Source organism: Lysinibacter sp. HNR (genome assembly GCF_029760935.1).
In the GTDB taxonomy this organism is placed as follows: domain Bacteria; phylum Actinomycetota; class Actinomycetes; order Actinomycetales; family Microbacteriaceae; genus HNR.
This window is the reverse complement of the sequence record NZ_CP121684.1, coordinates 693,767-706,005: the sequence shown is the minus strand read 5'-3', so window position 1 is coordinate 706,005 and position 12,239 is coordinate 693,767. Positions and strand designations below refer to the sequence as shown.

14 protein-coding genes are annotated in these 12,239 nt (G+C 59.1%); 1 reads left to right on the top strand and 13 read right to left on the bottom strand.

Features of this window, described 5'->3' with window-relative positions; all coding sequences use genetic code 11:
* Positions 1-12: 12 nt before the first annotated feature.
* Positions 13-210 (bottom strand): 50S ribosomal protein L35, encoded by a 198-nt coding sequence (rpmI, locus tag FrondiHNR_RS03085; RefSeq protein ID WP_279353780.1) that lies wholly within the window; start codon positions 208-210, stop codon positions 13-15.
* A 40-nt stretch (positions 211-250) separates the two neighbouring features.
* Entirely contained in the window at positions 251-886 is a 636-nt protein-coding gene (gene infC / locus FrondiHNR_RS03080; RefSeq protein WP_279354456.1) for a translation initiation factor IF-3, read from the bottom strand.
* A 327-nt stretch (positions 887-1,213) separates the two neighbouring features.
* Here infC and FrondiHNR_RS03075 point away from each other — a divergent pair, with 327 nt between their 5' ends.
* Positions 1,214-1,630, top strand: a complete 417-nt coding sequence (locus tag FrondiHNR_RS03075) for a DUF1844 domain-containing protein (RefSeq protein ID WP_279353779.1) — start codon at positions 1,214-1,216, stop codon at positions 1,628-1,630.
* A gap of 612 nt (positions 1,631-2,242) precedes the next feature.
* Here FrondiHNR_RS03075 and FrondiHNR_RS03070 read toward each other — a convergent pair.
* The 11 genes from FrondiHNR_RS03070 to FrondiHNR_RS03020 all read right to left on the bottom strand — a co-directional run bounded on the left by FrondiHNR_RS03070 (position 2,243) and on the right by FrondiHNR_RS03020 (position 12,174).
* Entirely contained in the window at positions 2,243-3,043 is an 801-nt protein-coding gene (locus FrondiHNR_RS03070) for an ABC transporter ATP-binding protein (RefSeq protein ID WP_279353778.1), read from the bottom strand.
* Positions 3,040-3,876 (bottom strand): ABC transporter ATP-binding protein, encoded by an 837-nt coding sequence (locus FrondiHNR_RS03065; RefSeq protein WP_279353777.1) that lies wholly within the window; start codon positions 3,874-3,876, stop codon positions 3,040-3,042. Before FrondiHNR_RS03065 ends, FrondiHNR_RS03070 begins: the two co-directional genes overlap by 4 nt.
* Positions 3,873-4,685, bottom strand: a complete 813-nt coding sequence (locus FrondiHNR_RS03060; RefSeq protein ID WP_279353776.1) for an ABC transporter permease — start codon at positions 4,683-4,685, stop codon at positions 3,873-3,875. The genes FrondiHNR_RS03065 and FrondiHNR_RS03060 overlap by 4 nt, the downstream gene beginning before the upstream one ends.
* Positions 4,686-4,687: 2 nt before the next feature.
* On the bottom strand, positions 4,688-5,650 hold the full coding sequence (locus FrondiHNR_RS03055; RefSeq protein WP_279353775.1) for an ABC transporter permease: 963 nt from the start codon (positions 5,648-5,650) through the stop codon (positions 4,688-4,690).
* A gap of 20 nt (positions 5,651-5,670) precedes the next feature.
* Positions 5,671-7,179, bottom strand: a complete 1,509-nt coding sequence (locus tag FrondiHNR_RS03050; RefSeq protein WP_279353774.1) for an ABC transporter substrate-binding protein — start codon at positions 7,177-7,179, stop codon at positions 5,671-5,673.
* Between the two features lie 45 nt (positions 7,180-7,224).
* Entirely contained in the window at positions 7,225-7,974 is a 750-nt protein-coding gene (locus tag FrondiHNR_RS03045) for a DUF1684 domain-containing protein (RefSeq protein ID WP_279353773.1), read from the bottom strand.
* A 176-nt stretch (positions 7,975-8,150) separates the two neighbouring features.
* Positions 8,151-8,966: an SseB family protein gene (locus FrondiHNR_RS03040; protein ID WP_279353772.1), complete on the bottom strand. Its 816-nt coding sequence runs from the start codon at positions 8,964-8,966 to the stop codon at positions 8,151-8,153.
* Between the two features lie 13 nt (positions 8,967-8,979).
* Complete coding sequence (gene priA / locus FrondiHNR_RS03035) at positions 8,980-9,726, bottom strand: bifunctional 1-(5-phosphoribosyl)-5-((5-phosphoribosylamino)methylideneamino)imidazole-4-carboxamide isomerase/phosphoribosylanthranilate isomerase PriA (protein WP_279353771.1); 747 nt, start codon at positions 9,724-9,726, stop codon at positions 8,980-8,982.
* Between the two features lie 68 nt (positions 9,727-9,794).
* Positions 9,795-10,430 (bottom strand): imidazole glycerol phosphate synthase subunit HisH, encoded by a 636-nt coding sequence (hisH, locus tag FrondiHNR_RS03030; protein WP_279353770.1) that lies wholly within the window; start codon positions 10,428-10,430, stop codon positions 9,795-9,797.
* The gene (hisB, locus tag FrondiHNR_RS03025; protein WP_279353769.1) at positions 10,427-11,050 is read right to left on the bottom strand and encodes an imidazoleglycerol-phosphate dehydratase HisB; all 624 of its coding nucleotides are present in this window, start codon (positions 11,048-11,050) and stop codon (positions 10,427-10,429) included. Before hisB ends, hisH begins: the two co-directional genes overlap by 4 nt.
* A gap of 47 nt (positions 11,051-11,097) precedes the next feature.
* Positions 11,098-12,174: a histidinol-phosphate transaminase gene (locus FrondiHNR_RS03020; protein ID WP_279353768.1), complete on the bottom strand. Its 1,077-nt coding sequence runs from the start codon at positions 12,172-12,174 to the stop codon at positions 11,098-11,100.
* Between the last annotated feature and the right edge of the window lie 65 nt (positions 12,175-12,239).

The following is a 12,239-nucleotide window of genomic DNA, read 5'->3' as shown; positions in this document are numbered from 1 at the left end:
TGTCGCTGGGTTCTAGCCGCGACCGAGGAGCCTGTTTACACCCTTAGTATCAGCCTTGGACACAATCTGATCCTGGTTAAGGCGGCGCGTACGACGGCTGGACTTGCCCTCAAGGTTGTGGCGCATACCGGCCTGCTGCTTCTTCAGCTTGCCGGAACCCGTCACCTTGAAACGCTTTTTAGCGCCCGAGTGGGTCTTCATCTTAGGCATTATTTCTCCTTATTGGTTTTGTCACCGGGTGACAAAAGTCTTATTCTGCGGACGCGTCCGCGCTCTTGCCTGAATCAGCCTCGGATGTGGCCTCGGTTGATTCGGCACGGTTACTCTGCGCACGCTTATTTGAGCGGTTTGCGTTGGCCTCGGCCTTTGCCTCGGCCTTATTTTTGAGCGGGGCAATAACCATAACCATGTTGCGCCCATCAATGGTCGGGCTTGATTCTACACTTCCAAACTCGGCAACGTCTTCAGAGAAGGTCTGAAGAAGACGCACACCCTGCTCGGGACGCGATTGCTCACGCCCGCGAAACAGAATCATTGCCTTGACCTTGTCGCCCTGTTTGAGGAAGCCCTCGGCACGCTTACGCTTAGTTTCGTAATCGTGCGTATCAATCTTGAGACGGAAGCGCACCTCTTTAAGGACGGTGTTGGCCTGATTGCGACGGGCCTCTTTTGCCTTTTGCGCGGCCTCGTACTTGAACTTGCCATAATCCATGATCTTGGCAACGGGAGGCTTTGAGTTGGGTGCAACCTCTACCAAATCGAGGTCTGCTTCGGCAGCTAGGCGAAGGGCAACCTCAATCGCCACGACGCCAACCTGTTCACCGCTGGCTCCCACCAGTCGAACTTCTGGGACGCGGATACGTTCATTTGTACGGGGATCGCTGATGCGTTGCTCCTAACTAAAATTTCTATAGCCTCTCAACCGATCGGATCGGGCAAGCTACGAAATCGGAGCATCTTTCCTGGGAACAGCACCCGAGGGTACGGCACCTTTTAATAACACCCTAAACTACCTCACCATTACCTGACGGAAACGGTTAAGCGGAGTGTAATCTACCCGGTAACCTTGTATTAGCGGTCAAGCGCGGGTGGGAGATAATCCACTTTCGTACTGAAACATATAAGTTCCAGAGCCTCAAAAATGATATCAGAAACCCCGAGCAAATAACAGTCGCACAGCAGTGTGCAAAAAGACACGGAAAGAAGAGCCTCCATGAGCGACACACCCTCGCTAAGTCCCGACAGTAGCAACGCCGCACACGAGGCCGCGCATCAGGCACGATTTTCCGAAAAGGCTGCGCGCGAGGCAGAATCCGCGGGCCGCGATATCGCCGACGTCCCCGCGGTGGAGGTCATCACGACAACCTCGGTTCACCTCATGAGCGCCGCCGCCGTAAAGTGTGGGCTCGCCGACGACCCCGAGAACCAGATCGACCTCGATGAGGCCCGCAAACTCATCAACGCCCTCGCCGGACTCATCACCGCGGGTGCACCCGAGATCAGCGATATGCACGCCCGGAGCCTACGCGACGGACTGCGCTCGCTGCAGCTGGCTTTCCGCGAGGCCTCGGTCATTCCCGACCCCATCGGCAAGGGGCCCGGCGAAAAGTGGACGGGGCCGGTTAACTAAGGACTCCCACAGCTGCCCAACCCGCAGCTCACACGTGGATTAGCCAGATCAGGGGGCAAAAGCGCTCTTTCCCGATCAAACGGGGCTCCATCTTCTGCTTCTTCCACACGTTGCGACTGCTCTTCTAGCTCCTGCACCACACTGTGTTGCGCAGGTTGAAATAGCTCGACTGCGATGCCTAGATTGCAGAACCGCCTCCTGTGGGCTTACGTTTACGGTAAAAAACCCACCCACGAGACTCACACCAGAGCAACAAACGATCCAAAGCTACCAGCCCAACAGCTACCAGCCCTGCAATCATCCACCAAGACATCGGACACCTACCCTCTGAATCAAACGCCCCCGAATAGAACTCGATAACTTACGAACCAAAGAGGTGGTCAAAGTTTGTCTATACAGCGTTGTTTCGCTCACCACAACCACAGCGTACAAGCAATCTTATGGGATGTCACCCGGTCAACGGCGCTACAGCCCCCTTGCACCAGGGCGCTCCAAGCCTACTTCAACACTGGTGCACCACCCGTTGTGGAACACGCGCCCGCGCAGCACGTCACTGCGGTCGAATCACCGCCACAGGCTGACCCGCACTGGAGCAATATTTCAGGCAGTGTTTTAGCCGCGAATCCCGGGCAGCCGCGGCACCGAGGCCACAAGCCGGGCCGTGTAAGGGTCCGCGGGGGCACCCAGGATATCGCCGGTGTTCCCCTGCTCCACCACCCGCCCGTTTTGGAGCACAACCGTCTGCTGGCATAGCGTCGCAACCGCAGAGAGGTCGTGTGACACCATGATGACGGACATATTCCTCTCCCTTCCCACGCTCCCCAGGAGTTCCAGAATAGACACGCGGGTTGTCATATCGAGAGCGCTCACCGGCTCGTCGGCAAGCAGCAACTCGGGTTGGGGGGCGATTGCCCGGGCTATGGCGATACGCTGGCGCTGACCTCCCGAAAACTCGTGGGGGTAGCGCGCAGCGGCGTCCGGCGAGAGCCCCACCGCAACCAAGGCTTCCGCAACCGCGTTTACGCGCGACGACACGTCCCCCAATCGCAGCGAGCGCAAGGGCTCAGCGATAATGTCGCGCACCCTCTGCCGGGGATCAAGGGACGAGTAGGGGTCCTGGAACACCATCTGTACGCTGCGGCGAAAATCACGCATAGTCCGCTGCGCGCCCACGGGAATATCCCCGCCGCGAAACAACACCCGCCCCCGCGTGGGTTTTTGAAGCCCGAGAAGAAGCGAGAGGAGGGTGGATTTTCCGGCACCGGATTCGCCCACAACACCCACGTTGACACCGCGGCTGGCAACGAGCGATATGTCTTCTAATACCACCCGGGATGCCGAGGGGTACGAGAAACTCACGCCCTCTAGCTCAAGCAGCGGGTGCGTGTCATCCCGTGTCGATTGTGCGCTCAAGGCGTCTCCTCCCCCACCGCGCCGGAGCGTTCACTCGTTGCCAATCCGTCGAGAACGGAGTCGAGCTCCCGCGCACTTGTCACCAAGTCTTGTGTATAAGGGTGCTGTGGGTCGGAGAGTATCCGAGAGATCGGGCCGTCCTCTACCAGACTTCCCCGCTGGAGCACCACGGCCCGCCGCGTGATCCGCGACACCACCGCCAGATCGTGACTGATAAAGAGCAGGGCCATCCCGCGCTCCTTCACTAGGGTGTCGAGCAGGTCGAGCACATCGGCCTGGACGGTGACGTCGAGGGCGGTTGTGGGTTCGTCGGCAATCAGAAGCTGCGGGAGGCACGCAAGAGCCAGCGCAATCGCCACCCGTTGCCGCTGACCACCAGAAACCTCGTGCGGATACGAGCGAGAGATTCTTTCGGTATCCTCAATCTGCACCTCGCGCAGCGCCGCGGTAACGGCATCCTCCAGGCGCACACCCGAGATTTTTTGATGCCGTCGAAGCGGTACTTTGAGCTGGTTACCGAGACGCATCAGGGGGTCGAGAGCGGTGAGGGGCTCCTGGAAAACGAGCGAGGCAACACTTCCCCGCAGTGGAATCAGCTGCCGTTCCGAGGCTCCCACCACCTGGGTGGAATCAAGCAGGATACTGCCCGTTACGCTCATAGACCGGGGTAGGAGTCCCACGGAGGCCAGCGCGGTGAGGGACTTTCCCGAACCCGATTCGCCGATGAGACCCACTCGCTCACCCCGCGAGATCTCCAAGTCTACGCCGTCGAGCACACGGGCACCGGTGGAGGTTGTGATGCTGAGATCGGCAATGCGAAGAATAGATGTCATCGTGACCTCCTGCGAGTGGGGTCAACAACGTCTCGGAGCCCGTCGGCAACAAAGTTTACGCCGATCACCAGCATCACAAGTGCCACTCCGGGGGCGATGGCCCCCACCGGCGCGGTCAGCACGGTTCCCTGCGCCTCCTGTAGCAGGCGTCCCCACGACGCGTTTGGTGGCGGCGCGCCCAAGCCCAGGTAGGACAGGCTCGACTCCGCCAGCACGGCAATACCAAATTGAAGCGCCAGGGCAACGGAGATGGTGGGCCAGGTATTGGGCATCACGTGTCGCCAAATGGTTCCCCAGCGGCCCGTACCGGAGATTCGTGCGGCCACAATGTATTGCCGAGAGAGAATGCCCCGAGCCACCACCCGCGTGAGGCGGGCCACGATCGCCGAGAGCGCGATGCCTAGGGCAAGAATCACCGACCATGTGGAGGCCCCCTGTACCGCCACGATCAGCATGGCGAGTAACAGGGTGGGAAAGGCAATAACGATGTCTAGAATCGACGAGATACCGTCATCCAACCAGGAGGAGGCAAAAGCAGCGCAGAGCCCAATCGTGATGCCCAGAATTGCGCTGATCACCACCGCGCCGATCCCCACCTGAAAGGCAATGCGCGCACCAATCATGAGCTGGGTGGCTAGGTCGCGCCCCAGCCTGTCGGTTCCTAACCAGTGCTCGGCGCTCGGTGGTTCAAGGCGACCCCCGCTCGTGTCGGCGGGACTATAGGGTAACCAAAAGAGCGAAACGATCGCCAACATCAAAATAATTCCCGCGAGGATTGAACCGATGATAAGGGTGGGAGAAGATTTCACGATCACCTATTTCCCGAAATGCTTGTGCGCAGTCGCGGATCAACCAGCCGCTGGGCAATATCCGCGATAAAACCCACCAGCAACACAAAGATCGTGCTAAACAAGAGAACAGCCTGGATGCTCGGATAGTCGTGCTGGGCGATCGCCTGTAGAAGCATGCTCCCGATGCCAGGCAACGTAAAAACGCTCTCCACCACCACGGCACCAAGAAACGTGGTGGCAAGCTCGATCCCCAGAATAGCAATCACCGGAACCGAGCCGTTTCGCACCCCGTGCATCAGCATCGCCTGCCCAAAACTGGAACCAAGCGCCCGCGATGTGCGCAGGTAGTCGCTCCCCACCACGTCCACGGTTGCCGAGCGCACGTAGCGCGAGAGCGAGGCGGTCATGACAATCACGATTGTCGCCACGGGAAGGATAAGGGAGGTGAGAGCCCGGCCCGGATCTGCCCACTCCGTTCGCGGAAAGCCTCCGGAGGGAAGCAGCTGCAGACCCAGCGCAAACGCCCACACCAGAAGGATGCCCACCCAAAAAACGGGCACGGCCACCCCCAATTGGGCAAAGCCGGAGAGCACCGTACCGTACCAGCGATCCGCGCGATATCCCGCAATAAAGCCGATGACCAGCGACAGTATGGTGGCTATGACAAAGGAGATGAAGGTGAGCGGCAGCGTCACCTGCAACCGACTCAGTACCTCGGGAAGCACGGGTTGACCGCTAACAAAGGAGTTGCCCAGATCGAGTGTCACAATCTGTCCGACCCAGCTCACAAACTGTTCAAACAGCGGACGATCAGAACCCATCTCGGCCCGCGCGGCCGCGATCTGCTCCGGGGTTGCGTCCACCGACAGCAGCGCGTTTGCCGGGTCACCCGGAAGTAGTCGAAGCAGCACAAAGATGACCACCATCGCCGCGATGAGGGACAGCAGCAAAAAGAGCAGTCGCCTAAGCAGATAGGTGGTCATCTATGAATCTTAAACCCTGTCTAGTTCTTCACGATGTCGTAGACGAAGAACTGTGAGTTAAGACCGTTCACCGGGTAACCGGAGACGTTGTTGGCTGCCACCACAATCTGTGGGTACAGGTAGAGCCAGAGGCTGGCCGCATCCTCGGCAGTGATCTCGTTAACCCGGATGAGTTTTTCGGTCTGCTCATCGGTGCTTGCTGCCTGCTCCGCCTCGGTGACCAGCTGGGTCACCTCGGGGTTATTGTAGCCCCAGTAGAAGTCAGGATTTCCGTACCACACCACATCACGGTCGTTCACGTGCTCCTGGAGTGTGGCCTCAAAGTCTCTCTCGGTAAACACCTTGGAGTACCACTCGTCCGCCGTAATCACGTTGATATTCACGATCACACCGACCTTGGCCAGCTCGCTCTTCACAAACTCCGCAACAACGGGATGAGGGTCGTAGTTTGGGGTGTCGAGGGTAAATTCAAAACCGTCTGCGTAACCGGCCTCCGCAAGCTGCTGCTTAGCCAGATCAACGTCGTAGGGGTTCACATCGACCAGGTCTTTGTACCAGGGGTCGCTCGGGGGAACCATAGAACCGATGAGGGTTCCGTGTCCGCCCCAGATCGAATCAAGAAGTTTTTCACGATCGATCGCCGAGTATAGTGCCTTGCGCACAAGCGTATTATCAAAGGGTGCCACCCTATTATTGAAGGCAAGCAGTTCTTTGGTAGTGGAGGTTCCCTCGCTAACGGTGTAGTCGGAGTTACCCTCGAACTGTGCCAGCGAGTCGGGACTTTGGATACTCGTGACCACATCAACCGCTCCGGTAAGCAGTGCGTTACTGAGGGCCGTTGCGTCGGTGAAGTAGTTAAAGACCACCTCTTGGTTCTGGGCTTTCTCACCCCAGTATTGGTCAAAACGCTCAAGACTGAGCGAGTTTCCGCGTCGCCACTCGCCTAGAGTGTACGGGCCGGTTCCGTCTTCGGTGGCCGAGATGTCTGTAGCCTCGCTATTGACGACCCACACGTAGCTGAGGAGATAGGGGAAGGAGATGGAGGGGGCGCTCAGATTAAACACGACCGTGCTCTCATCCGGGGTTTCAATGCTCGAGATCACCCGAAAACTATTTTTGCGAGCGGCTTTTGATTCCTCGGCTATAACCCGCTCCACGCTCGACTTGACATCGGCTGCGGTAAGTTGTTTTCCCGAGTGGAAGATGACCCCCTCGCGCAGCGTGGCGGTGTAGGTGAGGCCGTCTTCTGAGCGGTCGATCGACTCAGCCAACAGCAGAGATTGGCTTCCGTCATCGTTGATCCGCGACAATCCCTCGTATACGTTGCCCGAGAACGCCTCCGTTACGCCCTGACCACCACCACCGGTGTTATCAAGATTACCCGGCTCATAGAGCGAGCCGATCTCGATCACCGCGTTAGGATCGGGAGAACCGTCGGCTGTAGCGCCGTTGCCGCTACCGGCGCAGCCGCTCAGTATCAGGGCGGTGGCCAGACCCAGGGCAGCAAAAAGCAGGGGTTTTTTCTTCAATGTGGGGGGCTCCTCGTGTTGATGGTTATTTATCGACGCTGACGGTCACTTATTCACTACTTTTTTCTCACCGGCAAGAACCGCTGTTTTTAGACGATTCTGGGCGGGCGGAAGCGGGCAGTTGTAGTGCGGCGAGAAACCGCAGGGGGGCACAAAGGCCCGATTAAAGTCGAGCACAACCACTCCCGCTTCTCCCCGGGCAAGCTGGGTGGGAATGCGCAGAAAACGCCCCGGGGAGTAGGTTGCGATACTGGAGTCTGCCGCCCCGTTGGTGGGGTCGGCAAATACGAGGAGCAGGGTGCCGTTATCGTCAAACGCGCTGAGGGTGTACTCCTCACCCTCGAGGGTGAGGGAGATATCTCCGGGGACCACCAGGTCACGGGTCCCCCCGTTGTCGCGGATGTGCTCAAACGGGATGACTCGCTCCGCATCCACCGGCGTAAACTGGGCTTCCACAACCCACTCGGGGTTGAAGGGAAACGTGTCGATGTGATCGAAGTTCTGAATTGCCTCGGAGGTCGCGTCCCACAGCCGCACACCGGTTTCGATAGCGCCCGTGTCCGGGTTTGTCCGTTGAATATCGGTAACGGTGATATTGCTCGGCTGCCCCACCTGTTCCTCGGCCGCGTTTGGCCCGTCGGAGGTGTGCCAACGAGTCTCGATAAGGGCTAGGTTTCCAGTGGGGGCTGTTACCGCTCGGCCACGACCGATAACCCATCCCTCGTGTGATGCCCCGGCCTTCGTGACGGTATCGACCGAGGCTCGGAGTGGTGTGTGTGAGGTATTTTCTGTCATGATCTTTTAATTCTCCGGCTGCGATTCATAAAAACGACTTATATGTCACTGAGTTACGCTCATGTCATCCCTACAGGCCGCTCTGCGAGGGTTGGTGTGCGTGGGATAAACACTCTCCTCACGGAATAACGCTCACTCGCGCCAAAGAATTCCGTTATAGAGGTAAAAATCCAAAATTATTGTGACGCAAGCTTGAGGGCGAGTGAGTCTACCCTCTCTGCGATCACCTCGCTCTGCCCCCAGAGGCGCTGCAGAGAGAGCAACAGGGCATCCACACGCTCACGGTCAAGGCCGGGGACAAGCCGCAGTGTCACAAGTGTTTCCGGAGCCACAAGCGTGGCCGAGGGGTCACCATCGGCAAGCTCCACCGAAACCACCTCGGGTACCTCTGCTATTGAGCGCTCAAACACGGCGTTGATCTCTGGGTCACTCCAGGCGGGCTGCCAGGGCAGCGATTGGGCGATAGCCCACACGGCCGGCCGACGGAGCACAAACTGGGTGTCCGATCCGGGGTCGAGCACCACCAGGCTCGTTTCATCTCCCGCTGCGGCCAAGGCTACCCGAACGCCGTCGGCGGGAACGGGCCTGGCGTCCGAGCTCCAGCGTCCCATCGCCTCGACAGATGAAAACACGGGGAGGGCCTTACGTCCGTCCGGAGCCGCCACCGTCACGATCGATAGCTCCTGCGTCTTATCGACAACCTTCCCCGCCGGGGTAACACCCACCTCACCCGCCTCCGCGATGAGGGGTATCAGGAGTCTCGACTCACGAAAAGCGTCAATAACACCGGTGATATCGGACTGTTTGTTGTGGAAGGCGCTCAGCGCGGCACGCAGCTGCTCGGGCATCTTGCCATCGTCACCCGCAAAATCGTTGCTCTCAAATGAGCGTCCCGCCCAGGGCTGCCCCGCTGAATCCGCGTGCGGTTGCTCACCAAGGCTGAGCGAGGGGGCACCCGCCTGATGTGTGGAACCCAGATTTTTTGCGGCCATATTTCTCTCTCAACTAGTCGCCCGCGACGTCGAGCGCCTCCGGCAGAGTGAACGCCCCCGCGTAGAGGGCTTTCCCCACGATGGCGCCCTCAAGCCCATACGGAACCAGCTCACGCAGGGCGGCCAGGTCGTCCAGGCTTGATACGCCGCCAGACGCCACAACCGGACGGTGGGTGCGCTGAAGAATCTTGCGTAATAGATCGAGGTTTGGCCCCTGAAGCGTGCCGTCTTTGGTGACGTCAGTGACAACATAGCGTGTGCATCCGGCGTCTTCGAGACGATCAAGCACCTCCCAGAGGTCGCCACCCTCCCGAGTCCAGCCACGCGCCGCCAGGGTATTACCGCGCACATCAAGACCCACCGCGATGAGTTCGCCATACTGCGCGATCACGCTTCGAGTCCACTCGGGGTTTTCGAGAGCGGCGGTTCCGAGGTTAACCCGTTTGGGATCCAGTGAAAGGGCTGCCTCAAGGCTCGCATCATCACGGATGCCACCGGATAGCTCAATCTTCACTCCCCGACTCTGCTTGATCACCTTGCGGATCACCGAGGCGTTATTCCCGCGCCCAAAAGCGGCGTCCAGGTCAACCAGGTGGATCCACTCGGCTCCCTGCTCCACCCAGTCATAGGCCGCGTCGACGGGAGAACCGTAGTTTGTTTCAGTTCCCGCCTCGCCCTGGGTGAGGCGAACCGCCTTACCCCCCGCCACATCCACGGCCGGGAGAAGTTCCAGTCGAGGGCGCTTATTAAATTCGCTCATGCTGTCCTACTTATTCGTGGGGTGCCCGCATTATTGCGTCCGCACCCAAAGGGAAATTCTAGCCAGGTTTACCCGAGAGTGCCAAGCCAGTGCGAAAGCAGGCGAATACCCGCATCCCCAGATTTTTCGGGATGAAACTGTGTCGCCATCAGTGGACCGTTTTCTACTGCCGCGATAAAGCGGGAACCGTATTCCGCCCAGGTAACCGCGGGCCTCGGGATCGCCGGGTGGGGATCGAGGCTCCACTCCTGCGCACCGTTTGAGTGGACAAAATAAAAACGTTCCTGGTCAAGCCCCCGGAAGAGTACCGAGTTATCGGGAGCCTCTACGTGGCTCCACCCGATGTGCGGAAGAATCGGTGCGTCTAGCTGGGTGACCTGTCCCGGCCACTCCCCCAGACCCTCCGTAGTAACTCCCCGCTCAATTCCCCTCTCGAACATCACCTGTAGACCGACGCAGATACCAAAGACCGCTCGGCCCCCGGCAAGACGCCTATCGATCAATTCGGTACCGCGAACCGCGTTAAGCTGATTCATGACGGCTTGAAACGCACCGACCCCGGGAACAACCAGGCCGTGAGCCTCCATTGCCTGTTTGCGGTCGGAGGTGAGCACGGCGTCCGCACCGGCCTTTTCCAGGGCACGAACCACCGAGTGTACGTTTCCCGAGCCGTAATCAAAAACAACAACGCGTGGCGAACTCACAGCGCGCCCTTAGTCGAGGGAATCCCGGATACCGCGGCATCAAACGCTTTAGCCTGCCGAAACGCCCGTGCAAAGGCTTTAAACTCCGCCTCCGCAATGTGGTGCGGGTCGCGGCCCTCAAGCAGCCGAATGTGTGCGGTAAGCCTCGCGTTCAGGGTAATCGCCTCAAAAAAATGGCGCACCATAGAGCCGGTAAAGTGACCACCGATCAGGTGAAACTCAAACCCCTGCGGCTCGCCGCTGTGCACCAGATAGGGGCGCCCAGAAATATCGATGACAGCCTGGGCCAGCGCCTCGTCCAGCGGAACCAGCGCATCGCCATACCGGGCAATGCCAGACTTGCGTCCGAGCGCCTCAAGGATCGCCTGACCCAGCGCTATCCCGGTATCCTCAACCGTGTGGTGAATATCGATGTGGGTGTCCCCGGTAGCTCTCACCGTGAGATCGGTGAGGGAATGCTTTGCAAAGGCGTTGAGCATGTGGTCAAAGAACGGGACCGTGGTGCTGATATGAGATTCACCTGTTCCGTCTAGATTAAGCTCAAGCTCGATACTCGATTCGCTGGTGCTCCTGTGAATACTAGCGGTTCTCGGGGCGCGCGTCGCAAGTTCCTCTGTCATGCGTTCCATCCTATCGCTGAGTGGTGAGCGGGATAACCGCACGGGCCTTAGCGAGGTAGCTGCGCGATTTTCTCGAGGAACAGGGAGGTCTCGCTGTGGGTCCCCACGCTTACCCGGAGGTGTCCGGGGATTCCCACATCACGAATCAGGATGCCCTGCCCCCGCAAAGCCTCAAATGTCGCCTGCGGGTTACTCACTCCCCCAAACAGCACGAAGTTGCCCTCACTGGGGTGCACGGTGTATCCCATATCGCTCAGCGCACGAGCGATACGAACTCTTTCATCGCGCATCGCGCCTACCGCGGCGAGCATGGTGGTGCTGTGCCGCAACGCGGCGATACCCGCCGCCTGGGTGAGTGCGGAGAGGTGATACGGCAAGCGGACCAGGTGCATAGCGTCAATCGCCGCAGGGTTTCCCGCTAGGTAACCGATACGCACACCGGCAAAAGCAAATGCCTTACTCATGGTGCGCGACACGAGGAGACGGTCTCGGCCCGGCAGTAGTGTGAGGGCTGACTCGTAGGCCTCCGAACCAAACTCAGCGTAGGCCTCGTCCACCACCACAATCCCATTGGTCACATCGTAGAGCGCTCGAATAGTATCAAGCGGCATCGGGGTGCCGGTGGGGTTGTTGGGGGTACAGATAATTGTGATGTCCGGGGTGTGTGCGCGCACGGCGGCCACAGCGTCTTCGGCAGAGAGAGAAAAGTCCGTGCCGCGGGGGACGGGGATCCACTCGGTTCCCGTGCCGCTTGCAAGCAGCGGGTACATCGAATAGGTAGGCACAAAGCTCAGCAGGCTGCGACCCGGGCCGCCAAACGCCTGAAGCACCTGTTGCAAGATCTCGTTGGACCCGTTTGCGGCCCAGAGGTTATCAACGGTAAGGCCGTGCCCCAGGTAGCGGGCAAGCGATTCTCGCAATTCACCAAAATCGCGGTCGGGATAGCGGTTGGCACGAGTCACCTCTGTCGCAAGAGAAGACACAATATCAGCCGCAACCTCCTCGGGAATTGGATGCGGATTCTCGTTCACATTGAGATTAATAGATGCCGCATCCTGCGGGGCACCGTAGGGTTTTTTCCCCACAAGATCGGGGCGGAGCGGGAGGTCGTCAAGAGTAGCCACGCAACTAAATATACGCAGCCATCTGGAACGAGCCAAAATTCTCAGCAAAATCATTAAAATCAGAC